27 protein-coding genes and 1 pseudogene are annotated in these 25717 nt (G+C 63.6%); 15 read left to right on the top strand and 13 right to left on the bottom strand.

Annotated features, from left to right (window positions below):
- Window positions 1-192 precede the first annotated feature (192 nt).
- From AB0P08_RS03375 to AB0P08_RS03355, 5 genes are read left to right on the top strand one after another with little or no spacing between them, the layout of a single operon-like run.
- Window positions 193-1275 (top strand): adenine-specific methyltransferase EcoRI family protein, encoded by a 1083-nt coding sequence (locus AB0P08_RS03375; RefSeq protein ID WP_051667923.1) that lies wholly within the window; start codon window positions 193-195, stop codon window positions 1273-1275.
- Window positions 1253-2275 carry a DNA adenine methylase gene (locus AB0P08_RS03370; RefSeq protein WP_051667921.1) on the top strand — a complete coding sequence of 341 codons (1023 nt, stop codon included), beginning with the start codon at window positions 1253-1255 and terminating at the stop codon, window positions 2273-2275. The genes AB0P08_RS03375 and AB0P08_RS03370 overlap by 23 nt, the downstream gene beginning before the upstream one ends.
- 2 nt (window positions 2276-2277) lie before the next feature.
- The gene (locus AB0P08_RS03365) at window positions 2278-2835 is read left to right on the top strand and encodes a hypothetical protein (protein ID WP_029266261.1); all 558 of its coding nucleotides are present in this window, start codon (window positions 2278-2280) and stop codon (window positions 2833-2835) included.
- Window positions 2836-2843: 8 nt separating this feature from the next.
- Complete coding sequence (locus AB0P08_RS03360) at window positions 2844-4025, top strand: AAA family ATPase (RefSeq protein ID WP_158698515.1); 1182 nt, start codon at window positions 2844-2846, stop codon at window positions 4023-4025.
- A complete protein-coding gene (locus AB0P08_RS03355) occupies window positions 4010-5329 on the top strand; it encodes a 5-methylcytosine restriction system specificity protein McrC (protein WP_029266257.1) in 1320 nt (439 codons plus the stop codon). The genes AB0P08_RS03360 and AB0P08_RS03355 overlap by 16 nt, the downstream gene beginning before the upstream one ends.
- 173 nt (window positions 5330-5502) lie before the next feature.
- Here AB0P08_RS03355 and AB0P08_RS03350 read toward each other — a convergent pair whose 3' ends face one another.
- The gene (locus AB0P08_RS03350) at window positions 5503-6180 is read right to left on the bottom strand and encodes a hypothetical protein (protein ID WP_136025420.1); all 678 of its coding nucleotides are present in this window, start codon (window positions 6178-6180) and stop codon (window positions 5503-5505) included.
- Window positions 6181-6639: 459 nt separating this feature from the next.
- On the opposite strand from AB0P08_RS03350, the gene AB0P08_RS03345 reads away from it, so the two are divergent.
- The 7 genes from AB0P08_RS03345 (at window position 6640) to AB0P08_RS03315 (ending at window position 13305) form a co-directional block, all read left to right on the top strand.
- Window positions 6640-7245 (top strand): HAD domain-containing protein, encoded by a 606-nt coding sequence (locus AB0P08_RS03345; protein ID WP_029266251.1) that lies wholly within the window; start codon window positions 6640-6642, stop codon window positions 7243-7245.
- A gap of 1001 nt (window positions 7246-8246) precedes the next feature.
- The gene (locus AB0P08_RS03340) at window positions 8247-8897 is read left to right on the top strand and encodes a TlpA family protein disulfide reductase (protein WP_029266249.1); all 651 of its coding nucleotides are present in this window, start codon (window positions 8247-8249) and stop codon (window positions 8895-8897) included.
- Window positions 8898-8913: 16 nt separating this feature from the next.
- Window positions 8914-9693, top strand: a complete 780-nt coding sequence (locus tag AB0P08_RS03335) for a cytochrome c biogenesis CcdA family protein (protein ID WP_029266247.1) — start codon at window positions 8914-8916, stop codon at window positions 9691-9693.
- A 267-nt stretch (window positions 9694-9960) separates the two neighbouring features.
- The gene (gene cmtR / locus AB0P08_RS03330; protein ID WP_083391616.1) at window positions 9961-10320 is read left to right on the top strand and encodes a Cd(II)/Pb(II)-sensing metalloregulatory transcriptional regulator CmtR; all 360 of its coding nucleotides are present in this window, start codon (window positions 9961-9963) and stop codon (window positions 10318-10320) included.
- The gene (locus AB0P08_RS03325; RefSeq protein ID WP_062635479.1) at window positions 10317-12233 is read left to right on the top strand and encodes a heavy metal translocating P-type ATPase; all 1917 of its coding nucleotides are present in this window, start codon (window positions 10317-10319) and stop codon (window positions 12231-12233) included. The genes cmtR and AB0P08_RS03325 overlap by 4 nt, the downstream gene beginning before the upstream one ends.
- A complete protein-coding gene (locus tag AB0P08_RS03320) occupies window positions 12233-12841 on the top strand; it encodes a cadmium resistance transporter (RefSeq protein WP_029266243.1) in 609 nt (202 codons plus the stop codon). The genes AB0P08_RS03325 and AB0P08_RS03320 overlap by 1 nt, the downstream gene beginning before the upstream one ends.
- Window positions 12838-13305, top strand: a complete 468-nt coding sequence (locus tag AB0P08_RS03315; protein WP_231868230.1) for a signal peptidase II — start codon at window positions 12838-12840, stop codon at window positions 13303-13305. The genes AB0P08_RS03320 and AB0P08_RS03315 overlap by 4 nt, the downstream gene beginning before the upstream one ends.
- Before the next feature lie 501 nt (window positions 13306-13806).
- Here the strand turns inward: AB0P08_RS03315 and AB0P08_RS03310 are convergent.
- The 12 genes from AB0P08_RS03310 to AB0P08_RS03255 all read right to left on the bottom strand — a co-directional run bounded on the left by AB0P08_RS03310 (window position 13807) and on the right by AB0P08_RS03255 (window position 23941).
- Window positions 13807-14469 carry a copper resistance CopC family protein gene (locus AB0P08_RS03310; RefSeq protein WP_051667920.1) on the bottom strand — a complete coding sequence of 221 codons (663 nt, stop codon included), beginning with the start codon at window positions 14467-14469 and terminating at the stop codon, window positions 13807-13809.
- Window positions 14466-16370, bottom strand: a complete 1905-nt coding sequence (locus AB0P08_RS03305; protein ID WP_062635481.1) for a bifunctional copper resistance protein CopD/cytochrome c oxidase assembly protein — start codon at window positions 16368-16370, stop codon at window positions 14466-14468. Before AB0P08_RS03305 ends, AB0P08_RS03310 begins: the two co-directional genes overlap by 4 nt.
- Window positions 16367-16870 carry a DUF3515 family protein gene (locus tag AB0P08_RS03300; RefSeq protein WP_036331304.1) on the bottom strand — a complete coding sequence of 168 codons (504 nt, stop codon included), beginning with the start codon at window positions 16868-16870 and terminating at the stop codon, window positions 16367-16369. The genes AB0P08_RS03305 and AB0P08_RS03300 overlap by 4 nt, the downstream gene beginning before the upstream one ends.
- Window positions 16867-18390: an apolipoprotein N-acyltransferase gene (gene lnt / locus AB0P08_RS03295; protein ID WP_051667918.1), complete on the bottom strand. Its 1524-nt coding sequence runs from the start codon at window positions 18388-18390 to the stop codon at window positions 16867-16869. The genes AB0P08_RS03300 and lnt overlap by 4 nt, the downstream gene beginning before the upstream one ends.
- Window positions 18391-18460: 70 nt before the next feature.
- The gene (locus AB0P08_RS03290; RefSeq protein WP_029266234.1) at window positions 18461-19411 is read right to left on the bottom strand and encodes a cytochrome c oxidase assembly protein; all 951 of its coding nucleotides are present in this window, start codon (window positions 19409-19411) and stop codon (window positions 18461-18463) included.
- Window positions 19412-19436: 25 nt separating this feature from the next.
- A complete protein-coding gene (locus AB0P08_RS03285) occupies window positions 19437-19772 on the bottom strand; it encodes a DUF6804 family protein (RefSeq protein ID WP_029266233.1) in 336 nt (111 codons plus the stop codon).
- Entirely contained in the window at window positions 19769-20278 is a 510-nt protein-coding gene (locus AB0P08_RS03280; RefSeq protein WP_231868231.1) for a signal peptidase II, read from the bottom strand. The genes AB0P08_RS03285 and AB0P08_RS03280 overlap by 4 nt, the downstream gene beginning before the upstream one ends.
- 19 nt (window positions 20279-20297) lie before the next feature.
- Window positions 20298-20990, bottom strand: coding sequence for a copper resistance CopC family protein (locus AB0P08_RS03275; protein ID WP_029266231.1), 693 nt, complete (start codon window positions 20988-20990; stop codon window positions 20298-20300).
- Window positions 20983-21897: a cation diffusion facilitator family transporter gene (locus AB0P08_RS03270; protein ID WP_029266230.1), complete on the bottom strand. Its 915-nt coding sequence runs from the start codon at window positions 21895-21897 to the stop codon at window positions 20983-20985. Before AB0P08_RS03270 ends, AB0P08_RS03275 begins: the two co-directional genes overlap by 8 nt.
- 10 nt (window positions 21898-21907) lie before the next feature.
- Window positions 21908-22897, bottom strand: a complete 990-nt coding sequence (locus tag AB0P08_RS03265; protein ID WP_029266228.1) for a flavin-containing monooxygenase — start codon at window positions 22895-22897, stop codon at window positions 21908-21910.
- Complete coding sequence (locus AB0P08_RS03260; RefSeq protein WP_029266226.1) at window positions 22897-23562, bottom strand: DsbA family protein; 666 nt, start codon at window positions 23560-23562, stop codon at window positions 22897-22899. The genes AB0P08_RS03265 and AB0P08_RS03260 overlap by 1 nt, the downstream gene beginning before the upstream one ends.
- A gap of 79 nt (window positions 23563-23641) precedes the next feature.
- The gene (locus AB0P08_RS03255; protein ID WP_143049227.1) at window positions 23642-23941 is read right to left on the bottom strand and encodes a hypothetical protein; all 300 of its coding nucleotides are present in this window, start codon (window positions 23939-23941) and stop codon (window positions 23642-23644) included.
- A 265-nt stretch (window positions 23942-24206) separates the two neighbouring features.
- Here AB0P08_RS03255 and AB0P08_RS03250 point away from each other — a divergent pair.
- The 3 genes and pseudogenes from AB0P08_RS03250 to AB0P08_RS03240 all read left to right on the top strand — a co-directional run bounded on the left by AB0P08_RS03250 (window position 24207) and on the right by AB0P08_RS03240 (window position 25690).
- Window positions 24207-24615: pseudogene (locus AB0P08_RS03250) on the top strand (arsenate reductase/protein-tyrosine-phosphatase family protein).
- Between the two features lie 251 nt (window positions 24616-24866).
- Window positions 24867-25304, top strand: coding sequence for a hypothetical protein (locus tag AB0P08_RS03245; RefSeq protein ID WP_136025417.1), 438 nt, complete (start codon window positions 24867-24869; stop codon window positions 25302-25304).
- On the top strand, window positions 25304-25690 hold the full coding sequence (locus tag AB0P08_RS03240; protein ID WP_029266222.1) for a hypothetical protein: 387 nt from the start codon (window positions 25304-25306) through the stop codon (window positions 25688-25690). The genes AB0P08_RS03245 and AB0P08_RS03240 overlap by 1 nt, the downstream gene beginning before the upstream one ends.
- The last annotated feature ends 27 nt before the right edge of the window (window positions 25691-25717 follow it).

Genomic DNA, 25717 nt, shown 5'->3' with positions numbered 1-25717 from the left:
TGTATAGCCATATGCACATATCTGTACAACCTGCTGTACAGATATGTGCAATGAGCATTACACTGAGTGGATGCCCCAGCCCAGCTCGCGCCGCGCCATCAAGGCGCAGTCGGACCCCCGCCGTATCGTCGCAACTATGACGCGGTCAATCTCTTGCGCGAAATCGCACCTCGAGCTCGACGGGGCAGGCCGATGACGCTCATCACTGCCGCGAATGGCAATCTGTCAGCGGCGAGGGGGGCCAAGAAGGACGAGTTCTACACCCAGCTGGTTGACATCGAGAAGGAGCTCAGTCACTACCGGAAACACTTCGCCGGCAAGGTCGTCTACCTCAACTGCGACGACCCAAGGGTCAGCAACTTCTTCCGTTACTTCTCCGAGAACTTTGAGGCGCTGGGCCTGAAGCGACTCATCGCCACGTGCTACCAGAGCGAGGATCCGGGCCAGTTCAGCCGGGGCGACTCCTCGCGCGCTGTCTGGCTCGAGTACGACGGCGACAAGAACGGCAACCGCGTGCCGGACGCCAACGAGATCGGCGTGCGTCCTCTCAAGGGCGATGGCGACTTCCGGAGCGCCGAGAGCGTCGAGCTGCTGCGCCAAGCGGACATCGTCGTCACGAACCCGCCATTCTCGCTGTTCCGCGAGTTCGTCGCCCAGCTCGTCGAGCACGACAAGCAGTTCATCATCCTCGGGAACATGAACGCGCTCACCTACAAGGAGATATTCCCGCTCTTCCAGAACAACCAGATGTGGTACGGCCCGAGCATCCGCAGCGGCGACCGCGAGTTTCGCGTGCCAGCCGACTACCCGCTTGAGGCTGCAGGGACCCGGGTTGATGCGGAGGGAAACCGATACATTCGCGTCAAGGGCGTTCGTTGGTTCACCAACCTCGACTATGACGAGCGGCACCGAGACCTCGAACTGACTAAGCGATACCGCGAGGCCGACTATCCGCGCTACGCGAACTTCGACGCAATCGAGGTCGGCAAAACCGCGGATATTCCGTCCGACTACGCCGGCCTCATGGGCGTCCCGATCACGTTCATCGACAAGTACAACCCAGAGCAGTTCGAGATCGTCGGGTCGAGCAAGACCTTGGGCCAGCCCATGTCCCAGATCGCCGAGAAGGGCACCTACCAGCAGGGCGGCCCACGGTTCTACCTGCCGACACCGCGCGGCTATCGACGCATGTACGACCGGATCGTCGTGCGAAACCGGCGCCTTTCGGGCGGGAATCGGGGATTGGACGCGCGTGTCGTATCGCTACCTCGGTAATAAGACCAAGCTCGCTGACTGGATCGTCGGCGAGATCGCGGAAATCGTCCCTGCTGGGTCGAGCATCGCGGACCCCATGTGCGGAACGGCCTCCGTGTCGCTCGCGCTCGCTCGTGCCGGCTACGACGTCACGGCCTCGGATGCGCTCACCTTCCCGGTAATTCACGCGCGCACGCGGCTGCTCGCGAAGAAGCCTCCCGAGTTCAAGGTGTTCGGTGGCTACGCCGAGGCACTCGAGTGGATGCGCGCCGCCGAGCCTCGACGGGGGTACTTCTCCCGCGAGCTTGGAGCCGCGGGTGCCCCAGCAAACGGCCGGGCGCCGAGGCTCTACTTCTCCGCCGAGAACGCCGCGCACATCGACGGCGTGCGTGCGGGCATTCTCGAGCTCAGGGCGGCTGGTTCGCTCACTGAGCTCGAACACAGCGTCCTGCTCCAGCATCTACTGCTCGCGACGAACAAGGTAGCGAACATCAGCGGTACCTACGGGTACTTCCGCAAGACGCTATCGAGTACTGCCCTTCGCCCGCTCACCTTCGAGCCGCTCGAGTTCGAGACCACGCCGGGCGAGCACACCGTGCTGCAGGGCTCCGTCGAGGATCTGGCGTCGTCGCTCCGAACGGAGGCGGTCTATCTTGATCCGCCGTACACGAAGCGCCAGTATGCCGGGAATTACCACGTCCTCGAGACCCTCGCCCAGGAGGACGAGCCGGTGGCAGCAGGCGACGGCGGACTGCGTCCGTGGATGGACCAGGCCTCGGACTTCTGTTACCGCCGCAGCGCCGGTCGCGCTTTCCGGGCCACGATGGAGCGGCTCGATGCTCGCCACGTGTTCATCTCCTACAGTGAGGATGGACAGGTGAGTGGGGAAGAGTTGCTCTCGATCCTGGGAGACTTCGGCAAGGTCACCGTGCACGAGCAGCCGCATCTCCGCTACCGGAGCAACGACCGAGTCAAGGACGGATCCGTGCTGGAACGTCTCTATCACGTGGAGGTCTTCTGAGCATGGCGCAGAAGCTGAACATCGAGCGCATCTGGTGGCGAAACGTCCAACCCGGCGAGTTCTATAACATCGAGCGCCACTATCAGATTCGCGGCGGTGGCGGTTCGCTGTACATCGAGGTCCCGGCGTCGATCGTGCCCGAGACGCTCGACTTTCTGGGGGTGGCCGGAACGAACGTGGACGCCCTGCCTGCGATCACAATCCAGGCCGGGGTCGCTGGCGTGCCGGGGATCTCAGGACCGATTGAGTTTCAGCGTAAGGCGGGCGGACGGATGCGGATCGCGCGGCAGAACCGGCAACAACCGAACTCGCAACGCCATCCGGCGTGGACCGTCGCTCGCGGATTCCCATCGGCACCGGACGATGTGCGGAACAAAGAGGAGGCGCGTCCGTTCTTCCCCGAGGGCGGCCTGCGCATCTACATCGCGAAGACGGTTGAAGGTGACTACTACGCTGGCTTCACCAAGGGCGTCCGCCCCACTGCCATGGCGAGGAACGACCCGGCATGGGATCTGTACACGCAGGGCAAGACCGTGGGCGGAGTGATCGATGCGGGGTGAGGTGGAGCGTGGCTGACAAGATCGATGACATCTTTGCGTCGTGGGGCGCCGGACGAAACGTGTTGCTCTACGGTCCGCCGGCAACCGGCAAGACGCGGCTCATCAGCCAGCTCTTCCAGTCGCTGCAGGAGCCTCCGGAAGGCAGCCGCGGTATCCTGTTCGATCCCAGCGACGCCGCGTCGCCCTTCAGCCGACCCAAGCAGCCGATCACGATCCCGCTCCCGGCGAAGGTCGTGTGGACCACGTTCCATCAGTCGTACGGCTACGAGGATTTCGTCCTGGGGCTCAGGCCGGCCATGGACGCCGAGGGCACCCGCCTCGAGCCGTGGGCCGGCGTGTTCCTGGATGCGGCGATCGAGCTCGCGGACGACGACTCAAAGTACAACTCCGTGGTGATCTTCATCGACGAGGTGAACCGCGGAAACGCGGCACGCATCTTCGGCGAATTCATGACTTTTCTAGACTTCGACTACCGCGACGGCGGCAGCGTCCCACTCCCAGTGCCGCTCCGACAGCTGACGTTTGCCGACGGTGCAAGCGAGCAGCTCCATCGGCCGGGTGGGGCGTCAACGACGATCCCCGACGGCTTTACCTTCCCGAGGCACGTCTACGTCGTCGCCACCATGAACAGCGTGGATCGCGCTGCGGTCCCGATCGACAGCGCGCTCGCGCGCCGGTTCGACCGGATCGAGATGCGGCCGGACCTTGACGCCCTCGCCGGTCATTGGGGCCTGGACACGACGGCGATCCCGACGCCGACTGAGGACAACTTGGAGACGTTGGACCCGTTCCAGACCGCATACCTCCTGCTCGATCGGCTCAACGTGGTCATCGCCTCCGACCTCGGCTCGGAGTTCGAGCTGGGCCACGGGCTCCTGACGCCGATTCCGGCGACGGTGACGCCCGCCGACGAATCCGAGCAGCCGATCTCAGAGACCGACGCCTGGCGAAGCCTGTCGAAAACCTGGGACGACGTGCTCTTCCCACAGCTCGAGGATCGATACTCGGGACGGCCCGAGCAGCTCATGCAGCTGCTCCACGTCGACACGGCGCCCCCGACGGGCGACTACGCGTGGACCCTGCGGGCGTCGAAGAGTGGGACTGCGCAGGCCCGTGCCCTCGCGCCGGTCCGGACGAGCGAGCTCCCGCTCGACACGATCAAACGATCCTTCAGGTGGCTGGCTCGGTAGTCGCGTCGCCGCGAATCCGACTCCAGGAGTACGGTGCCCCGGCGGTGCATCGAGTTGATGAGATCGACCTCGTCGCTCTGACCGAGGCGAACAAGCGCTGGCGACGCGCGCTTGGTCTCGCGAGCGATCCCATCCGGGTGGAGGACGTCGGCGACGGTCGCATACTGCTGCGGGCAGAGGCGGTCACCGGGCTCGTCAGGGTCGGAAGCACCGACATCGAGATCGCTCCGAAGTTTCTTAGCACGGTCGAGGGCAGCTGGCAGACCGTGCTTTGGCGCATCCTCTCGATCGTCGAGGGCGGGCATGTCGACGACGCGTTCACCACCGCACACGAACTGGCCGAGTTCTCGCTCCCCGACCTCCTCGCCGAGATGTTTCTGACGTCATACGCGAAGGGCGCTGCACGCGGCCTGCCTCGCGGTTATTGGACCGAAGCATCGTCCGGAACGGTGCTGCGCGGGAGCCTCGATGTGGCGCGCCTCGACCGGTGGATCTCACGCCCCTGGGAACTCCCGTACGTCGCCGACCTCCTCACCGACGACACCTCACTTGCACGGCTGCTGCGGTGGGCAGCGGACTGCCTTGCTGCGATCGTGAAGGCCCCCGGCCGGTCGCGCGCGATGAGGGAAATCGCCGCTGGGCTATCTCATGTAGACCGGAGGCCGCCTCACCTCCTCGACGCGCAGCGGATCGTGCTGGGCACACAGCACCAAGGGCTCGAGCCGGCACGAATCGTGGGGCTCCTCCTACTTGAGGGTGCGGGCGTCCATCACGCCAGCGGTGAGCACGCTCTGTCGGGCTTTCTCTGGAACTCCGATGCGATCTACGAGAACTACGTGTACTGGCTGTGCACCCGAGCCGCGAGTTCCCGCGGCGAGCGGGTGAGCAAGCACACGACGAAGTTCGGCGAGGTCATCGCAGGGCACGGCTCGCGACTTGAAACCACCCCCGATGTCGTCTTTCGAGACCATCAGAGCGCGGCGGTCGCCGTCATCGACTCCAAGTACAAGCGCGTTGGATCACGCCCGAAGGCCCCGGACACGTATCAGGTCCTCACCGCGGGCCACGTCCTGGGCTGTCGCAGGGTCTCCTTGGCGTACCCAGTGGCCGAGCGTGCTGAGCCGACCGTGTGGCGCGTGCCGTCAGCTCTGGGCAGCGAGGACATCGAGCTGACCGCGCTGCCGCTCAACCTCATGGCGTTGGCTCATCCGGACGGCCCTCAGCTGCTCATCGAGACGATTAGCGCCTGGCTCGACGGCGAGTTGATTCCTCCGCCCGAGATGAGCCCTCCTGAGGCGCCATGAGACCGGTCGTTATCCTCGACTCCACCACCGTGAACGGCCGCCGTCCGTTCACTCACGTGGATTTCTGAACGCGGAACACGCGCCAATGTCATCGAGAACGATGCTCAAACTCAGCCAGAGCGCTCGCTAGAGTCGGGATATTGGCGCTTACTGTCCGTACGCTGGTAACGGTGTTACTCGCTACTTGCGTTACCCGATTGCTGTCGCATGACAGGGTTCGCAGCCTCTACAACCGAGGCCAGTAGGTCAGCATCGCTTAGTTGCCGCAACGACGCTCGTTCCACAGCTTGCTCCATTGCAGGAACGACGGAGATGAAAGCTGCCGTGTCGATCTCAAACAGCTGTGGCTCCAACAACTCGCCGCCAACCCAGATCATGACTTCGAAGCCGCGGCGAACGACGGGACTCACGAAGACTTGCACGCGTCCTGGCTTCAGCAGGCACCAACGGTCTGAGCCGTCATGGCGCAGACTACGATCCGTGCGGGCAGACCTCCAGCCGCGCGAGCTTAGAATGACGTCGAGCTCATCGTCCACTCCGTGCTCGTACTCGTCATCCGCTGAGTCATAGTCCTCGTCATCAAATCCGCATGCCTCGGGGGCCCTTTGCGGAGAGCCACTGACCAACTCTCCGGCCTCTGGCACGATCGCCGCAAGTGCTTGACTGTGCGCGATATACACAGCAGCGACGAGGTCCGATACGTTCGTTTTCGCGTCTGGAGGAAGACTGTCCCACCGTGCGTGGTCGTCGCCTGTCAGCCGGGCCTGAGTATCGCTAAACCTCTTTGCCGTTTCATCGATGATGCGAACTTGGAAGGGATCCATTTCATCTCGCCATGCGTTCCCTGTCACGAGTGCTCCTTGATCTTTGGGGTTGCCGGCCGGATCAACGCCGCCCGACGGTCTGGATAATCTTCATAACCGTCTCGACGTCGCCTCCGTCTACGAGCCATGCATTCGAGTTTGGCGTGCGACTGCGATGAGGTTCCTCCTGCGGCGTGTGCATGAACTGTGCAGAGATGAGCCATGCAGGGTCATCCGACAAGCGGACGATGGCGTCGACGAGGGCTTGCACGTCTTCGTGTGTCGGTCGTGAACCGTCGCCGTGCCCTCCGTTGGTTCGTGCCATGAGCTGAACGATATGTCATTGCCGCGGACTAAAACCACAAGTTTCGTGGAGTGCGGGATGCATTCCGAAAGGATTTCTACTCATGTATCAATGAGTCCGCCATTTTTGCACGTCGCGACTCTGCGAATTGGCAGCTTTGCCTTTTCTGCGAGTGGTATTAACGCCATGTGAGGGATGGACAAATGGACCAGCCGAGCGTCACGTCGTTGACGCCGAGCGAGCGCACGGTGACGCTGATCGCCTTGGACATCGATGGCGTGCTCAACGGCTTTAAGAACACTCGCGGAGAGCAACTGGCCGTGGCGGAAGTCGGTAGGTGGAAGATCCGCTGGAGGCCGCTGGTGGTCGGAAGGCTTCGAGCGATCCTCGCTCGCTCGGACGTCCAGGGCGCCTGGCTGACTACCTGGCTGGAGCAGCCGTGGTTACTCGACGAGTTCGAGGCTGCGCTCGGTCTCGACGGGCTGATGCCTCATCGCGCAGATCATCCCTCGGTGGATACTCGCGAGGGTAAGACGATCATCGACCAACGCTTTGACCAGAGCATCGCATTCGACTCGAACTCCGAGTGGTGGTGGAAGCGTCGGGCCGCTGAACTGCTTCTTGACCGTGTGCAGCCGGCGCGATTCGCATGGATCGACGATGAAATCGGGAACGTGGGCATCAAGGCCGACCCATGGGGACCGCAACAGAATCATCAGCGCCTGCTCCTGCGGACAAGGTCCTTGCCGGGGCTCCTGCCGCGCGATCTGCAGCGGGTCGAAAGCTGGCTGAATGAGGACGCTCCCTAATAGCGCCTTTGCCGAGGCCAGTAGCCAGTCGTGCCGCTGAGGATGCGGGGCAAAGGTGGCGCTGTCATTCGGGCGGTCAAGGTCTGCTGACTCGCGGGACGTCAGCCGCCCCGAATGCTCGGTCCGGGAGATGTGGTTGGGTGCCGCCGTAGCGCTCGTAAACACGTGCAGCGTATGCCTAACGCTCATTGTGGCCGCGTGCATGTTCCACGCGGCGCGTAGCGACGTCGCGGCCCATCAACCAGGATTCCGCAAAGGGGTGTTGCCCAACGGCTCAGGCGACTGAGCACCGCCGCTGGAGCCTGAATTGAGCTCCGCCCCTGGAACGGTCCGTACGTTTCGCTCTCAACCCCGAAAAATGGGGCTTCGCGCCGATAGTTCGGATAACTGTGAATATCGGCGGTTAGAAACACACCCCTTGAAGTGAGATGGGGCTGAGCACGAGCTTAACTGTCGGAACCGCGTTGAAGTGGCACAACCCCGCTTTGCGTGCCACGCCTGGCATTGCTGACAGCATGTGTCACCCATGCTCGGTGGCCACGCCGTTGTGCGATTCAGCCAAAACTGTTCACTTGTCGTTTCCGTGCGTATTGGGTTCGGCAGAGGGTTGCGGTGGGTTTTCGTCAGCGTGTCGTACGCTGCAGCAGTGCGCCCAGGTGACTGCCGAAGACGATCGTTTTCGGCGGGAGATGGACCCCGGAGCCTAGACCGAGGAATACCCTGAATATTGTTCGCGATGCTGCGCGGGTACTCGCTGCGGGAGCCGCGTGGCTCGGATGGGTATCCCCGGTTCTCGGGACCGTCATGTATATGTGGGGCGGGGCGCCATTCCATACCGGCGCGGTGAGTGAGCTGCGGGCGCGCACGCCCGGGCCTGTCGTCAGGATCGTCGCCTGTGCGACGCGGTCGCAGAGCGCGGCGTCATCGGGTCCGGTCAGTGGTTGTGCCGGGCGTCCTGGGCTTCGGGGTCACGCATAGGAACGCCCCGTAAATTGAAAACTGTGCCACTCGCCCCAACGGTCAATGCAACTCGTCCCGGTGGTTCTTGCCGCAACCGTGCTTCTCTCCGTGCGGTCGGAGCCGCGCTGGCCGCGGTCTTCATCGTCGGCCTGAGCGCCTGCGCGCCCGATCCGGTCAGTGAATCGTTTCTCAGCGGAGAAAACACGGGCTTTGTCTCCGGCGACGGTGCGATCGTAGAGATCCCTGAGGCTGACCGTGGAGACCCTGTCGACTTCGGCGGCATCACAGAGACCGGCGAGAAGCTTGACAGCGCTGACCTTGCAGGCGAGGTTGTGGTCGTTAATTTCTGGTACGCCGGGTGTGCACCCTGCCGTGTCGAGGCGGCCGACTTGGAGAGCGTCTGGCAGGAATACAAAGGGAACGGCGTCTCGTTTGTCGGGATCAACACCCGTGATCAGGCCGATACCGCCGCCGCATTCGCCAACGAGTTCGGTGTCACCTATCCGAGCCTGATCGATGCCGACACGGCGGAGGCCAAGCTCGCCTTCGCCAAAGTCGTTCCGATCGCCGCCACCCCGACCACTCTGGTGCTCGACAAGCAGGGCCGTGTTGCCGCGCGCATTATCGGTCCGATCGAGGGTACCTCAATCCTGTCCACACTCGTCGAGGACGCCCTCGCGGAGTCGTCGTGACGATCTCGGCGACGCTATGAATCCCGAAGCGATCATCGGATCCGGCGCGCTCTGGCTCGCAATCCCTCTCGCCATGCTCGCCGGACTCGTGTCGTTCCTGTCCCCATGCGTGCTCCCTCTCGTCCCGGGCTACCTCGGCTTCCTCGGGGGAACGGCCGCTCCGCGAGGCGCTGCGTCTCGCGGAGCTCGCTCAACAACCGGGGATGCCGGATCGCCGTCGCGAGGACGGCTACTGTTCGGAGTGCTGCTGTTCATCTTCGGGTTCAGCATCGTCTTCGTGTTCATCACGGCACTCAGCGGCACGGTGGGCGTCTTCCTGCTGCAGTGGGGTGACCTGATCACACGGATCCTCGGTGTGATCATCATCATGATGGGGCTCGTGTTCCTCGGCTTCTTCGGCTTCGCCCAACGTGAGCTGCGCTTTCACATCGATTCCAAGTACGGCATTGTCGGTGCCCCGCTCCTGGGCATCGCGCTGGGCATTGGCTGGGCACCCTGCATGGGCCCGACCCTCGCCGCCATCGTGGCGATCTCTTTCAACGCCGGCGATCCCGTGCGTGCCAGCTTCCTCGGGCTCGCGTACTCCCTGGGCCTCGGTATCCCGTTCCTGCTCGTCGCTCTCGGATTCGGATGGGCGACGAAGACAATCGGGTTCCTCCGCCGACACATCCGCGTCGTGAACGCCATCGGCGGGGTGCTGCTCCTCGCGCTGGGCGCCTTGATGGTAAGCGGAATCTGGACCGACATCATGTCCCGGCTGACGGCGGTGATGGGCACCGTCATCCTTCCGCTCTAAGACTGGCGAGGCAGCGGACAGTGAAGCGGTGAGTTCCGAGGAGAGCCTCTCGATGGCCGCCGATGCCTGCAGCCCCGATCGGTTTGGTGCAGACGATGTCAACGGCGGGATCCTGCGGTTGCAGTCATCGGGGATCGACTGGCGACCCACAACGGTCGTGGCGCCACCGAGTAGGGAATGAGATGGAAGCTTGTTCGCGCATCGCCCGCGGGGTGGGGAGTGGGCAGCCCATTAGCGATTGGTCATCCACTGCTGTACAGTCAGTGTGTGCTGACTATTACTTCCCGTATCGACGTGATGAACCGGCTTGGCCGGGCGATGGCAGATCCCACGCGCTCACGGATCTTGATGACTCTGCTCGAAGGACCCAGTTATCCTGCAGTGCTTTCGCGGGACCTGGTCCTTACCCGTTCAAACGTTTCGAACCACCTGACATGCCTACGCGATTGTGGCATCGTGGTCGCCGAGCCTGAAGGTCGCCAGACCCGCTACGAGATCGCCGACCCGCATCTTGCAGCGGCCCTCGTCGCGCTCGTCGATGTGACGCTGGCTGTCGACGCGCATGCGCCGTGCGTGGATTCAGCGTGCATGGTGGTTGGTTGCTGCGCGACGGGAGTGGACGCGTGAGCGCGGCGTGCGGCTGCGAGCACGAGCCCTCTAGTACTGCTGACGAAGAATCCGACGCGGTCGAGCAGCCCTGGTGGCGAGACCGCGGGATCATGGTGCCTGTTTTCTCCGGCATAGCGTTCCTGGTCGGACTGATTCTCGAGTGGTCGGGTCAGGAGATCCCGGCGCTGGTACTGTTCTGGATCGGCCTACTGCTGGGTGCGTCGACGTTCACGCCCGGTGCGATTCGGAAGCTCTTCAAGGGCAAACTCGGCATCGGGCTGCTGATGACAATCAGCGCCATCGGAGCAGTCGTCCTCGGCTACGTGGAGGAGGCCGCGGCCCTGGCGTTCTTGTACTCCATCGCTGAGGCACTCGAGGACAAGGCGATGGACCGCGCCCGCGGCGGGCTGCGTGCACTGCTCAAGCTCGTACCGGAGACAGCGACCGTCTTGCAGGGCGGCACTGCCGTGCACGTCCAGGCGAGAGAGTTGATGGTCGGTCAGGTCATGGTTGTCCGACCGGGCGAGAGGATCGCGACCGACGGGATCGTCCGCTCCGGTCGCTCCAGCCTGGACACATCGGCTATCACTGGCGAATCGATCCCGGTCGAGGTCGAGCCCGGCGATGTGGTCTCGGCCGGCGCGATCAACAGTGTCGGTGCACTGGAGGTCGAGACAACTGCGGCCGGCAGCGACAACTCGCTCACCACGATCGTTGAGCTGGTGGAGAAGGCGCAGACGGAGAAGGGTGAGCGTGCTCGTCTAGCCGACAAGATCGCCCGACCGCTGGTGCCAGGCGTTCTGATCCTCGCGGCGCTCGTCGCGATCATCGGTTCGGTGCTGGGCGATCCTGAGGTGTGGATCACCCGCGCGCTTGTGGTACTCGTTGCGGCGTCTCCGTGTGCGCTCGCGATCTCGGTACCGCTGACGGTCGTCGCCGCGATCGGTGCGGCGAGCAAGTTCGGTGTAATCATCAAGTCCGGTGCTGTTTTCGAGCGCTTCGGTACGGTCCGCCACGTTGCCGTCGACAAGACCGGCACACTCACCCGCAACGAACCGGCAGTCACCGCCGTCCTCACCGCGAACGGCGTGACGGAGGCTCAGGCCCTGGCGTGGGCGGCAGCGTTAGAGCAGCACAGCACGCATCCTCTGGCTGCCGCGATCACCGCAGCGGCCCCGGGTACTCTGGCGGCTGCCGATGTGACCGAGCAGCCCGGGCACGGCATCGACGGCACCGTTGACGGATCGAGAATCACCGTCGGCAGCCCCCGCTGGCTGGACGCCGACGACCTGACGGACCGGGTGGCGGGGCTCGAGGAGCAGGGCATGACCGTCGTGATCGTGCACCGTGACGGGTCCCCGGTCGCCGCGATCGGCGTTCGCGACGAGCTGCGTCCCGAAGTCCCCGACGTGGTCCGGACGCTGACAAGACAGGGCATCGGCGTGACGATGCTCACCGGCGACAACACCCGCACCGCTCGTGCACTGGCTGCGCAGGCCGGCATCACTGACGTGCGAGCCGAGATGCGCCCCGAAGACAAGGCGGCCGCGATCGGTGAGCTGTCGAAGGCAGGGGCGGTCGCGATGATCGGCGACGGCATCAACGACGCTCCGGCCCTCGCTGGCGCGGACATCGGTATCGCGATGGGCGCGACCGGCTCCGACGCGGCGATCGAATCCGCGGACGTCGCGTTCACCGGCCATGATCTCCGCCTCATCCCACGGGCGTTCGATCACGCCCGCCGAGGGCGACGGATCATCAACCAGAACATCATCCTGTCGCTGCTGATCATCACGGCACTGCTCCCGCTCGCACTCTTCGGAGTGCTGGGGCTCGCGGCCGTCGTCCTGGTCCACGAGGTCGCGGAGGTCATCGTGATCCTCAACGGGCTGCGAGCCGCCCGCGCACACACTCCGCGGCTGGAAAGCTGATGCTCGCAACCATCGGATCAGCGATCGGCTTGTTCGCAGCGACCAACATCGACGACATCGTCGTGCTCACCGTGCTGTTCCTCGCCTCAAGCCGGGGGAAGCCCCGGCCCTGGCAGATCGTCGCTGGCCAGTACCTCGGGTTCATCGCCCTCGTCGTGATCAGCGTGATCGCCGCGCTCGGCCTCACGATCGTCCCGGACGAATGGGTCGGTTTCCTCGGCCTGATCCCGCTCGGCATCGGTATCTGGACGCTTGTCGCCGGCCTGCGCCGCAACGGCGATGACGATGACGACGACGCCAAGATCACCGCGGTTGGAATGTGGGGTGTTGCGGGGATCACGATTGCCAATGGGGCGGACAATATCTCTTTGTACACGCCGATCTTCCGCACCACCGCACCCGGCGACGTCGCCGTCATGATCGTCGTGTTCCTCGTTCTCGTCGCCGTCTGGTGCGCCGCTGGACGGCTGATCGGCACCAACAAGGCTGTCACTGAGGGGCTGGAACGCGTCGAGCACTGGCTCGTCCCGGCCGTGTTCATCGGTCTGGGTCTGTTCATCCTGATCGAATCCGGCGTCATCGTTCGTCTGATTGAGGTCCTCGCATGACGTCGCCCGAGGCAGAAGCTCGCCCGTCCGCTCCGCGGAAATTGTCGCCGGCACAGCGCTGGCAACTCACTGGCGGAGCGCTGCTGATCGCCGCGGTTGTTGTTCTGATCGATCAGGGAACGAAAATGTGGGCGGAAGCAAGCCTCACCGAACGCGAGCGCATCCCCCTGATCGGGCGGCCTGGCTGGTTGCAACTTGCTTACAACCCCGGAGCGGCATTCTCCTTCGGGGAGGGCTACACCTGGGTCTTCGCGCTACTCGCCGTCGCCGCCACCATCGCAGCGATCGTATTCGCACTCCGAGTTCAGCGCCCAGGTTGGGCGATCATCGTCGGCGCGCTCGGCGGAGCTGCAGCATCACACGCAGGCGATCGTCTCTTTCGGGGCCTGGATTCGCCCGCGGACATGTCGTGGACTTCCTCGCCTATGGGAACTGGTTCATCGGGAACATCGCCGACATCGTGATCTTCGCAGCGGCGATCGCGGCGCACTCCTAGTCTCGGCGACCTTCTGCGGCAGCGACTGGACCAGCCCTCCGACGCGCGTGACCTCCGCGGCTTTGGCCGCTTCGTTGCTTTTGACTCGTTGGAAATCGTCCCAACCGAGATAGGACGCCGCGTACGGGGCGGACACGCCGGAGGTGATGCCGAAGCTGGCGAGAGCAACGGCGCTGAGGGCGCGATGTCCGAGCGCCCCGCGCCGGCTGATGCGCAGCTTCCAGAAGGAGTCGCGTTCAGCGGGGGTGGGCGCGCACCCGCAGTCCTCGGATGATGCAGCTGCTTCGTTCGCGATGTGGGCGTTCACGCTTTCCCTTCTTTCAGTCGCATGGATAACGTGTTCGCGCGTCCATCGTCTCCTGGGGGGCTGCCGCTTCCGTGGCACCTCGCCACATGTGACTGATTCGCGCTGGGTATGGTCGGCGCGTAACTGCGTCGTCGCTGCGACCCGATGGCCGGGGTCCGTACATCAGTCATGGCGCTGATCCTTCTTTCGGCGCAACTGTCGTGCGACGAGAGCTGTGGCGATGACGCCAACTCCGACCACGCCTACGGCGATGATGAGGGGAATCGCGATGGCTGTGGTTTCGTCCTGGGGTGGGGATGTCGGTGCCGACGACGGCTCTGAGTTTTCCGTTTCACCGCTCGTTGTGGGGGTAGGCGACGGAGTCGACTTACCGGGTTGAGCGCGGGACTCTTCATTTCCGCATGCTGGTTTGTCCCACCCGAATTCGGGGTCCACGCCTGTCGGTGCGTAGGTGAACGTGTAGCTCTCGGAGATGGGGTGCCCATCGCTGGAGACCGCGTTCCAGAGGACGGTGTAGACACCAGGTTTTCCGAGTCTCACCGGAGTGGTGAGGACGTTGCGGTCGATAGTCGAGCACGCGCTCTCGTAGTACAGACCATCGGGGCCTTGGACCTGCGCGAAGCTGGCCTGGCTGAAGTCGATGAGCTCTCCGCTGAAGGTGAGGGCGACGGCGTCGAGCTGTGTCACCGTCTCTTCCGGCGCGGGTACCGCGTCGAGGAGGTTATCGTGCGCCATGGCCGCGGGTGCGGGGGCGACGATGATGCTCAAGGCAATCAGGGTCATGATGCTGCCGGCGAGCCAGGTCGGGCGTCGGGTCGAGGTCACCGCGATGCGTCCTTTCGGGAGGTGTGCGTGGGGAGGGTAACTGAGTTTGTGCGCTGGGGGCGCAGCACCGAGGCTGCGATCAGGGCCGCGAGCAAAGCCGCGATTCCGACGATGATGATTCCTCCGACGCGCTGGTCCTGGAGCGGGGTGGATCCCCAGCTCCGTCCCATGGCGCCGAACCACTCGGCGACGATGAGGTCTGTTCGGGTGATGGTGGCGATGCCGATGAACACCGTCGTCAGAGTCAGAGTGATGAGTGCGGTGAAGGTCCACCGCCGAGATCGCCCGGGAGCGGGCACGGCGCCATTGCGCCGGAAGAGCGAACTGACGAAGAGGCACCCGATAACGAGGAGGTGCGTGATCATCCATTCGCTTCCGAGTTGGTCGTAAAGCGACCATCGGAAGAGGTCCGAGTATGTGATCAGCCACATCGTGGCGGTGAACAGTATGGCGGTGATGATGGGGTTGAGCGCCAGCCGAATTGTTCGGCTGGCGGCAACCCACAGAAGCCATTCGAGAGCTCCGCGGCTGTCGTCGTCCCGAGGATGTATGACGGTGAGTGCGAGCACGAGGGGCGCAGCGGAAACGAGAAGTACCGGTATGACGAGGCCGAGAAGTGCGAAAGAGAGGAAACGCATACTGATCAGAGGTTCGTCGTACACAGCGAGCGGGCCACTGGTGGTCCACACGAGCGCGCCCATCCCGATCACCCAGCCGATGGTGCGCCGCATCGGCCAAGGCTGCCCGAGACGTCTCATGCGCTCCACCCCGGCAAGGTAGAAGAACACCGCGAAACCTCCCACAATCACCCACAGCAGATCAATGCTCCACGCCGTGAACCATCGCTCCGTCGTGAATTCTGGCGGGACTGGGGCGTCGGTGAGGATCTCCGCGGCCGTGGTCTGAGGAATCGTGATCGTGTCCGCGGGTGCGGCTGTTCGGGCAAGGGCCGCGGCGGCGCCGCTTGCGATACCCATGAATGCCAGCTCGACGCACACGAACATCCAGAAGGTGTTGCGGCCCTCGCCCGCTTTTGCGATGAGTCGACCGCGGTAGGCGGCTCCGAGGATGCCCATCACCACCAGCGCGAGGATCTTTGCGAGCAGGATCAGCCCATACGGCGTGACGAGGTCGTCCCATCGTCCGAGGGCAGTGAGCGCCCGGGCATACCCCGATACGGCGACGACGACGAAGGCGATGAGTGCCAACGTCGAGTACCGTCGGAGTATGTCCTCGAGGGTGGACGATGGAAGGCCCGGACGGATCACGATGAGCAATGTGAGCCCGCCGAGCCACACCGCCGCCGAAACGATATGCAGGGTGAGAGACATGACTGCCGCGTCGTGGTTGGCCAGTTCCCCGGAGTGCCCCTGAGTGGACATCGGAATCAGGCTGATGATCGCGAGCATCGTTGTGACGAGCACGGCACCGTAGCCGCGCACCGCGAATGCGAGCACGGTCACGACCGACGCGAAGATGGCGGTGATGAGCCAAGATCTTCCAAGCTCGGTGTCGAGGAGGAAACGGCCCAGTTGTGCGCCGAACTCTGCCTCCAGGCTCACCTTCGGGTTGAACGAGGACAGGAAGGTGAGGAAGGTGACCGTCCCGCTCGCGACGGTAAGAATTGCGGCACCCGCCGAGGCAAGATTGAGCGCGGTGAGGAAGGGCTTCGTGCCGGATGCGAGAGCGAACAGAGCGAACACGAGTGGTCCTACCATTGCAGCGCCAGAGAGGTTGACGAGTAGTTTCGCGACCGGGAGGCCCCAGCGAACCACCGCGCCGGGGTCGCTGGTCAGCCTCGGTGCAGCTCCTCCGCCGATCACCAGCCCGATGACGACGGCGACGATTGCAGAGACGACGAAAATCGTCAGCCCGGCGACGCGGAGAATAGGAGGCGTCACGGTGTCGCTCCCTCCGTCGAAGAGGTTTCTTCGTCAGGGTCTTTCGTGATCGGTTCTGTGCACGCATCGTTCTTCGGAAGCTGCTGAATCGCTCCGGCAAGTGCTTGGAGAACGGCGTCGGCCGACAACGTCGTCGTGTCCACATACACTTGCGCTGCGGGCTCCCGCCCGTAGGTCGTCAACCGTAGATTTGGTGTCTCCGCTTCGTCCACGATCCAATCGACGCCCCCCAAACTCACACATTGCAGCGTGGTGGGAGCCGGTGAGTCCAGCCCGCAGGTGAGCAGCACGCTGGTGGGACTTCCCCATGCGCCAGTGGCTTGCGCGTCCGTCCACACCCGCGCCTGATCACCGATAGAGTCGGGTAGCCGGGCCGTGACCTCCGCGCACAACGGATCGTTCGCTTTCGGAGCCGCCTCGAGATGCACGGTGGGAGCGCACCCGCTGAGCAGAAGCAGCGCGCCGAACGCCGCACCAAGCGAGAGCGATTTTGTCTTCACAGCGTGTTCCCTTCGTGAAAACGGAAATCCTCGCCCGCTCGCTGCTGACGAGTAGCGGTGGTGACGAGCAGCATCAATACGGTTCCCATGCTCAACGCCCACCCGATCCACGGCATAAGAACCACCGCTGGCGTGGTCCCGGTATAGAGGGGCACTTCGGTGACGTTTGCGCCTTGCGTGTTCACCGCGAGCTCTGCAAGTGGGGTCCCATCAGGGCGGATGACCTGGCTCGTGCCGGTCGTCGACACGTTCACGATGCTTCTTCCGGTTTCGATGGCGCGCATACGCGCAATAGCGAGCTGCTGGAGGTTCTCATCTGTGCCTCTGAAGTCGGCGTTGTTCGTCTGGAACACGTACAGTTGTGCGCCCTTCGCCGCGCTGTCCTCAATGACGTTGTCGTAGATGACGTCGAAACAGATCGCCAGACCGACGGGAACACCGCCGACGTTCACGAGGGGCGTGTTTGAGCCAGGCGTGTACTCGCGCTGAATGAGTCCGATGAGGTCAGGAGCGATGGCCTCGTAGAACCAACGGTCCGGGACGTATTCGCCGAAAGGCACGGGGTTGGCTTTGTCGTGGATCTGCTGCGGTCCGGCGCTCGTCCACAGGATCGACGTATTGAAAGTATCGTCGCCGCGCACGGTCGCCGCATTCACCAACACCGGAGCGCCGGCGTCTGCTACGAGTCGGTCAAGCCGGTCGGTGACGTCTGCATCCTGGAAAGGATCCGCGTCGACTGCGCCTTCTGGCCAGACGAGAAGATCCATCCCCCGACCGAGGAGAGGAGCTGTCGCCCCTTCCTGAGCCCGCATGATGTCGCCGGGTGCTTTGGTGTCGAAGTAGCCGCTTGGTCCGTTTCCTTGCACCCATCCGACACGTATGGCACCTGCCTGCGTAGTGGGGAACAGGGGGGCGAGCGCGGTGGCAGTGAGAGCGAGAACTGCGACTGCTCCCGGTCGCCGTCGTCGATGAGCGAGTGCGTCCAAGCTGCTCGCGCAGATGAGGACCGTCAGGAAGGAGAGCCCGGTAGTTCCCACCCAGGAGGCGGCTTCCGCGAACGGGCTTTGAGTAAGGGTGAATCCGATCCGCGCCCAGGGGAACCCCGTGTAAGGGAAAGTTCCCATCACGGTTTCGCGCAGCACCCACACGCCTGCGATGAGCGCAGGCGTGATCATGGAATATCCGCACCGCGAGCGGCTGGTCATCACCCTATATGCGAGCGCAATCAGCATCCCACCGGCACCAAAGAGCAGCGATTCCAGTCCGGCCAACGCCACCCAGGGGATGGGGCCGAGAAATCGTGAGACCCAGACGAGGTGGGTGAAATAGAACGCGGCCCCGTAGACGAGGGCAACCAAGAACGCCGCGGGTAGCGAACGCCCGCGCAGTGTCCACAGGCCGATCGTCACACTCGCAAAGGCCACGGGCCACCAGCCGAGCTCCGGGTACGCAAGATCCAGCGCGGCGCCGGCGATAGCGGACGCGACTATCGCAACGGGCAACGGTACTGCCGTCGACATGGTGCGTGGATCGAACCCGATGTGACGACTACACCTCCTGCGGGAGGCGATTGGGCGCCTCACGACTGCATCAACGTTGAGGGTCATCAGAGTTCAGTTTGCTGAGGTAGGAGTTATACGCGTCGAGCTCTGAGTTCCCATGCAGATCGACGTACCGGTCTGCAGCAGCAGCAGCGGCCGTGTCGCTGCGGAACCAGCGGTGCATCACGTACACCAGCATCAGCACCGTGGGCGCTTCGCCATACGACCAAGCCAGCGCGCCGGCAAGCTGTTGATCTTCGAGGGGGTCGACGCCCAGGGCCTCCGTGGGTGCGACGAACGAACCGACCAGGATCGTGCTGGCCATCATGAGAAACACTCCGAAAAACGCGTGGAGTGCGGCTTCGGCGAACACATCGAGTGCCCGCGCTCCGTGACCCAACCTCACCGGGAGTGGATCCGAAGACAGGATCGGAATGGTGAACAGCACGCCGGCGAGGAGGAACGCCAACTCGAGCATGACGTGGCCGGCAGGCAGGGCGAGGATGACGTCCGCCGAGCCCGCGAGGTAGAGGCCGTAGAAGGCGAACAGGTAGAGGGGAACCGTGCACCACGGGCTGAGCAACCACCTGGCGGCGCGACTCCGAAGACCGGTATGCGCTGCCGTGAGGATCATCCGGCCGGCTCCACGGTGCGGTGTCGCTCGGAGGAGAAGAGTGCCCGGCGAGCCCAGAACCAGCAACGGCGGCACCGTCATCATCAGGGTCAGCTGCTGGAACATGAACACAGAGACAAGGACTTCTCCGTACGCCTCTACCCCAAGGCCAGTGACTGCCGCCAGGAGAACACATCCGAGAAGAAAGCTGACGGTCCGCCAGACGGACCAGCGCCGACCATGCATCCATAGGCGGACCGCTCCGACGAGATAGAGGGCCGCAAGGACTCCGGCGATGACGGGCAACACAGGAATGGTCAGATCCGCCGGCGCGAGCAAGGACTGCAGCGTTGGCGGAGTGTCGGGGATCGCGCCGCTCACAAGCATGGTGTTGACGCGAGGTTCCCGCAGATCATTTCCGGATCACCTTGATCGTCGCCCCCGCCGCCAGGAAGACCACAGCGGCGACGGGCTGAGCTATCTCCCACACGACACCGGAGAAGGGGAAGGGCATCACCGGATTCCAGAGCACAGCCACCGCGACGAAGATCGGTACCCACCACCAATGACGGGCCTGCACGGCGAACCATGCGATGATCAGCCCGAAAATCGACGCAACAAACAGGACGAGTGGCGCCCAGCCCGCCTGGACGAGCAAAGGCGCGAGAAACAGGATGGCGGCAGCGACGAGGCTGGGGGCGAGAGCATTGCGCTGATAGGTGGAGGGAACACGTTGTTTGGGGCTCATGGGCGGGCCATCTCTTCGGCTGGTGCGGGATCTGTGGATTCGGGGCGAGAAGGCGAGGAGTGTCGGCGACTGGCGCGCAGACCCGCGATCACAAGGAACACGGCGCCGATACCCAGGGCGACATCGGCCAGATTTCCGATGAAGAGGTTTCCGTAGGCGAGGAAGTCGGTGACGTGTCCGATTCCGAACGACGGGGGAGAGAAGAGGCGATCGATGAGGTTGCCGATCGCGCCTCCCACGATGAAACCGAAGCCGACTGCTGACCATGCGTTTTGGGTTCGCGTAGCGGCTCCCACGAGCAGAGTGGTCGCGATGACGCCGACGACAGTGATGACCCAGGTCGCATCTTCGCCCAACGAGAAGATCGCCCCCGGGTTGAACGCCAATTGAAGACCGAGCCAATCGCCGACCAGGGGTATGCGCTGATCCTGGCTCAATGAGCTCAGAGCGAGGGCCTTGGTTCCCTGATCGACCAAAGTGACGATCGCGGCGATGATCAACACCACGGCGAACCTTCGTGCCCGGTCACGCATCGTGACCCCCCTCCCCAGCCGCCGTATCTCTAGAAGCCTGGGCACGGTCTTGCTGGTGGCGCCGGCGTCCGGCCAGAATCACTCCGACGACGCCGAACCCGAGAATCACTGCCAGGCCGCCGACGAAGAACACGGGCAGCATCTCGGACTCTGCTCCGCCTGATGGTGTGCCACCGTATGTCTGCCTGGCAGGAGCGGGCTCTGGCTCCTCCGTAGTGTTGTCGGATTCTTCCGGGCTGGGACTGGGATTGGGGCTCGGCGTTGCGGGTGGCGCGGTTTTCGTACTCGGTCCGGGCTGTCCGACGGTGTACGAGAACTGCCCGCTGATCGGATGCCCGTCCCCAGAGACTGTCTTCCAGCGCACTGTGAACAGACCATCGGCGGCTTCCGGGGAGAGATGCTGAGTGATCGATTGACCGCTCACCGTCGGCGAATCGACAGCAACGTCTTCTCCGCCTTCATCAAGGACCTCGATGATCGTCGTGCCGGCCTCGTTGTTGAGGGTTCCCGTGAACATCAGTGAGATCTCATCAGGCGAGCCGCTGATGGTCGAGTCGGCAACGGGGTACGACGAGTCGAAGTTGTCGTCAGCGACAGCGACCGTCGGGGTGGCGACGACGACTGCTCCTGACAACAGCACGGCGGATAAGACAATGGCGGTGCGTCTGGGGAGGTTCTTATGCATGGGTGTCGTGCTCTCCGGGATGCGATTCGGGTTCGATCTGGAAAGTGGAGTGCTCGATGCTGACGGCGAAGTGCTCGCTGACGCACTCCTGAAGAGTTGTCAGCAACGCCGCGGAGGTCTCCATGGTGACGGTGTCGTCGACCACGACGTGGGCACTGAGGGTGGGGAGGTCCGTTGAGACCTGAGTCGCGTGCAGATCATGCACCGCGACCACGTGCGGAAGGGCAAGGATGTGGCGGCGGACATCGTCCAGATCGAGACCCGGGGGTGTCGATTCCAACAGCACACGTCCGGATGCTCGCAACAGGATGAGCGTGCGAGGGATGATGAGCAGGGCGATCAAGATACCGGCGACGGCATCGGCCTGATACCAGCCGAAAGCGGCGATGAGGATCGCGCTGGCGATCACGCCTACGGAGCCGAGGGCGTCGTTGACGACCTCGAGGAATGCGGCGCGCATGTTGAGATTGCGTCCGCGGCCGCTGAACAGGACGAGCATGGATGCGATGTTGGCGACCAGGCCGACGATACCGAAGAACAGCAGGCTTCCTGACGCGATCTCTGGGGGTTCGAAGAGCCGCCGTATACCTTCGACGAGCGCGAAGATGCCGACCCCGAGGAGCAGCGCTGCTTGGGCGAGTGCTCCGAGAACCTCGGTCCTTTGCAGGCCAAAGGTGTACTTGGGGGTGGGAGGGCGATTCATGAGATGCGCCGCGGTGACGGCCATAGCCAACCCGGTGACATCGGTGAGCATGTGCGCCGCATCGACGAGTAGTGCGAGGCTGCCGGTGATGATCGCCCCGATCACCTCGATGACGAAGACCGAGGAGGTGATCGCGAAAGCGATGATCAGACGATTGCGGGGAGTGGCGTCACCCACTCCGTGCGAGTGCCCTGCTTCTGTCATGGTGATCCTTTCAGGGGCGGTCGATGATGTTGGGGGCGACGATGGCAGCATCACTCCATGCCCCCGGAATCGTGTCTGCGCCGGTTCGGGAGTACTTCGGGATGCCGACCGTGAACAGTCCGGGAATATGCGTGTTGGCTTGTGTCCGAGCACCGGTGGGTTCCGGGGCGGGTAGCCACTTGTCGCCGGGTTCGTAGCCGGTAGCGAGGATCATGGAGTGCGGCTGCATCGTCGACTCATCGGCAAATGTCACGACGGCTCCGTCGGCCTCCACGACGGGGGGCGCGTGGCTCACGCCGGCCAGAGCGGTGGGCGCGGGGCCGGAACGAATCGAGTGGTTGCGGCGCAGCCTCGGCCAGATGGACCATCGCGCTGACGGCCGCGGTCGTTCTGTTCGGGTGGATAGAGTGACATCTCGCGAGTGAGCGAGTTCTTCGGCGATCTGTACGCCGCTGAACCCTCCGCCGACCACCAACACGGTCCCCGAAGGGATCTGGCCCGGGTGTAGGTACTGACTGGAATGTAGAACCGTTCCGGGTGCCGACAGATTCTGGCGCCAGGTAGGGACTCGGGGCACTGCCGCAGATCCTGTGGCACAGACAACGTTTCGCGTTTGCACGTCCCCGATGGACGTCGAAAGGTGCAACGTGGATCCGTCTCCGCGGCGTTCCACCTCGAGAGCGCGAACGCCCCAGAGAGGTTTCACGCCGAGCGTCTTCTCTACAGAAGCCAGGTAGTCGCTCATCTCGCGACCGCCTGGATGACGGCGATTGTCCCCGGGAAAGGGGAACCCGGGGAGAGTGCTGTTGCGAGCATCGCTGAGAAGCCTCATCGAGTGCCAACGGGTTGCCCAGCTTCGTTGACCGGTCGGCGCGGAATCGATGATGACGAAGTCTTTCTGTGCCTCCAGCCCATAGGACGACAGCGCGGACGCCATCGCCAATCCAGATTGGCCGGCCCCGACGATAATCGCTCGGCGATGCGATAACGAACGCACCATCACTGCGTCCCGTTCACCGCAGCTTCGATGCCGTCCTCGAGGTCCGTCCACTTCTCCAATACGACCTGCTCCCCGTCGATGAAGAACGTCGGAGTGCTGCTGACGCCGAGTCGCTCGCCCTCATCAACGTCGAACTCCACTCGTTGTGCGGTCGCCGGATCCGCGACCGCTTCATCGAAAGCAGCCATATCCAACCCGAGCTCCACAGCGAAACCCCGGAACAGGTTCGCACGCGACTCCTGAGCCTCACCCCACTGGGCCTGTGTTTGGAACAAGCGGTGGTACATGTCTTCCAGCCGTCCCTGCTGGGCCGCCGCTTCTGCCGCGATCGCAGCGTTCTTCGAGTTGAAGTGGCCAGGCAACGGGAAATACCGGATGACGTAGGTGATCTCCCCATCAAACTTCTCACGAAGGTCCTCGACCAGCGGGTAGAAGGCGCCACACGCCTCGCACTCAAAATCGAGGAACTCGACCACGGTGACCGCTGCGTCGCCGCCATCGTCGAGCACATGTGAATTCTCTCGCACCACCTGAGGGCCGTCGTTGCCTTCTGTCTCGGGCGCGGAGGCCCGATTCTCACTGAGAAGGACGTACACCAGCGCGACGACAAGGAGGACAACGACGAGACCCACCGTGACGAGGATCGCCTTTTGAGACGCTTTCATTTCTCTCCAACCACAACACAGCACAACGAACGTGAACCCCACCGAATGTGAAGCGCCATCGTGAGATGGCTGATCGATGTCAGGTGCGCGACAGAGAGAGTTGCGTGAGGGAAAGAGTTCGTGCAAACGGGCGGTCGGGTGCGGCCCTCATCTCGGGCATGCGCGGAAGTCGCTCGCGATTTCCGTTCGGCACGCGATTTACGAAGGCTCGAGCGACGATGAGGATCAGGAAGGAGCAGACGAGGCCAAACACGCACCCTGTAAGGCCGATCAGTGCGTTCGCGGAGGCGCCGTCTATCAGGAGCCGTTCCGATGAGGCGCCACCAGAACCATGCGTCGACGAGCCAACCGCACCATAGCTCGTAAGCTCGGTTTCCATCGATGCAGTCGAGGTAGCAGTGAGATATGGAGAGGCGTCCGCGTCGCGATGACCACCGGACCATGCTCCGACAATCAAGAGCAGGGCCAACCCAAGGCCTGTAATGATCTTCGTTATCAGGAGCTTGTCAACAGACGCCGCCTGGTTACGAGACCGGCCAGACGTGATCATTTCACGAGGATGTTACCAGCCTCGACAATCAAACCGTACGGGTACGCACCCTCGTGGACGAGGCCTCCTGGACTAGTACCTACTAGGGCCCTCCATGACTGACACCACCACCAAGCGCTCCGTCCTCTTCGTCGGTGTCCACAACGCCGGACGCTCGCAGATGGCGGCCGGATGTCTCCGCGACATCGCAGGCGACCGCGTCGAGGTCCGCTCGGCGGGATCCATGCCCGCCGAGCGGTCCAACCCGACTGCTGACGAGGCGATGGGCGTGCTCGGAATCGACAGCACAGCCGAGCAGCCCAAAAGTGCTGACAACCGAAGCCGTGCAGGCGTCTGACGTCGTCATCAGTATGGGATGCGGCGAGGCCTGTCCGTTCTTTCTTGGCAAGCGCTACGAGGACTGGAAGCTGGACGACCCAGCGCGCCAGGGTATCGACGCCGTCCGTTCGAACTGCGACGACATCCGCGCACGCATCGAACAACTCGAGAGTGAACTCACCTGATCTCGTGGGCGGGATGGCAATCCGGTGGTGCATCGTCAGGAATGTGTCACCGCAAAGCGCGTAGAGAATCCGACGCCGTCCCCGTCCGAGTGACATCTAGCGTCATCTCACCGCGCTTCCGACATTATCGCGGCCGATGCACTCGTTCTCAGTGGGGTGTCCGACTGAACGGACATCCGGACGGGTGCAGCGGGGGGCTCCAGCGCACAAGACGCAGAACCTCTGATGTTTATCTGATGTACTCTGGTCTCATGAGCACCGCGACTTTCACCGATCTCCTCCGTAAGCCGAAGGATGTCCTTGCCCACATCGACGAGGGCCAGGTGCGTATCACTCGTCGGGATGGCGATGACCTGGTGATCCTTCGTGGCCACGACCTCGACACGCTCGAGCTTGGCGTGAAGCTCTCCAGTGAACTGCTCCGCGCTATCGGGCGGAACAGGGGCGATGTCGGCGCTGCGCTGCGGGAGCTCTTCGCGTGGACGAGTGAGTTCGATGAGGGCGAGCTGGCCACTTACGCGAGCGAAATTGAGCGGCTGGTTTACTCCGCCAGCGAGTTGGGCACGTTTGAACGCCTGCTGCGTGCTCAGCACGAGTGGCGGGAGACTGCTGCGGCTTACGCCATGGGTGCGCGGCCGGCTAAGCCGATCGATCTGACGGAGACGTCTGCGCGGGTCGAGCGCCCGTAATGGCGGGAAGGCGGGGATCGTCGGTTCCGCGACCGACAAGGGTCAGCGAGTACGAGATCGTCTTCGGCGACGTCGCGGCGGAGCGCGGGTGGCGCGACCTTCGCGCGACCGCGAAGAACGCCCTCGCGGATGCCTGGGACTACCTGACCGCTCACCCGACGCGGTTCGACAGCTCGCGCTGCTACCAGCTGAAGGGCAACCTATCTACAGCGGTGGTGGGCGGGAGGACCCTGCCCGTCTGGCAGTACAAGGTCACGGACGGCGCGAGGCTTCGCTACGCGGTCGACGCTCCCCAGCCGAAGGGCAAGAAGCCGGGACGGGTGATACTCATCGAGGCATCCCCGTCGCATCCGAACGACACGGACTCGTCGAAGAACTTCCGGTAGGCGCGATCCTGAGTGAAGCTCGGCACG

The organism is Microbacterium meiriae, from assembly GCF_040686935.1.
In the GTDB taxonomy this organism is placed as follows: Bacteria; Actinomycetota; Actinomycetes; order Actinomycetales; family Microbacteriaceae; genus Microbacterium; species Microbacterium meiriae.
The sequence above is the reverse complement of the archived record's forward strand: the minus strand, read 5'-3'. Positions and strand labels throughout refer to the sequence as shown.

Excerpts from the sequence above, each read along its gene's own strand:
- AB0P08_RS03320 (WP_029266243.1), top strand. The coding sequence starts at position 12,233 with ATGCTCGCAACCATCGGATCAGCGATCGGCTTGTTCGCAGCGACCAAC.
- AB0P08_RS03270 (WP_029266230.1), bottom strand. The coding sequence starts at position 21,897 with ATGACAGAAGCAGGGCACTCGCACGGAGTGGGTGACGCCACTCCCCGC.
- AB0P08_RS03345 (WP_029266251.1), top strand. The coding sequence starts at position 6,640 with ATGGACCAGCCGAGCGTCACGTCGTTGACGCCGAGCGAGCGCACGGTG.
- AB0P08_RS03375 (WP_051667923.1), top strand. The coding sequence starts at position 193 with ATGACGCTCATCACTGCCGCGAATGGCAATCTGTCAGCGGCGAGGGGG.
- AB0P08_RS03255 (WP_143049227.1), bottom strand. The coding sequence starts at position 23,941 with ATGGAAACCGAGCTTACGAGCTATGGTGCGGTTGGCTCGTCGACGCAT.
- AB0P08_RS03290 (WP_029266234.1), bottom strand. The coding sequence starts at position 19,411 with ATGCTTGTGAGCGGCGCGATCCCCGACACTCCGCCAACGCTGCAGTCC.
- AB0P08_RS03245 (WP_136025417.1), top strand. The coding sequence starts at position 24,867 with ATGAGCACCGCGACTTTCACCGATCTCCTCCGTAAGCCGAAGGATGTC.
- lnt (WP_051667918.1), bottom strand. The coding sequence starts at position 18,390 with ATGTCGACGGCAGTACCGTTGCCCGTTGCGATAGTCGCGTCCGCTATC.
- AB0P08_RS03335 (WP_029266247.1), top strand. The coding sequence starts at position 8,914 with ATGAATCCCGAAGCGATCATCGGATCCGGCGCGCTCTGGCTCGCAATC.
- AB0P08_RS03285 (WP_029266233.1), bottom strand. The coding sequence starts at position 19,772 with ATGAGCCCCAAACAACGTGTTCCCTCCACCTATCAGCGCAATGCTCTC.
- AB0P08_RS03265 (WP_029266228.1), bottom strand. The coding sequence starts at position 22,897 with ATGGTGCGTTCGTTATCGCATCGCCGAGCGATTATCGTCGGGGCCGGC.
- AB0P08_RS03275 (WP_029266231.1), bottom strand. The coding sequence starts at position 20,990 with ATGCATAAGAACCTCCCCAGACGCACCGCCATTGTCTTATCCGCCGTG.
- AB0P08_RS03365 (WP_029266261.1), top strand. The coding sequence starts at position 2,278 with ATGGCGCAGAAGCTGAACATCGAGCGCATCTGGTGGCGAAACGTCCAA.
- AB0P08_RS03260 (WP_029266226.1), bottom strand. The coding sequence starts at position 23,562 with ATGAAAGCGTCTCAAAAGGCGATCCTCGTCACGGTGGGTCTCGTCGTT.
- AB0P08_RS03315 (WP_231868230.1), top strand. The coding sequence starts at position 12,838 with ATGACGTCGCCCGAGGCAGAAGCTCGCCCGTCCGCTCCGCGGAAATTG.
- AB0P08_RS03240 (WP_029266222.1), top strand. The coding sequence starts at position 25,304 with ATGGCGGGAAGGCGGGGATCGTCGGTTCCGCGACCGACAAGGGTCAGC.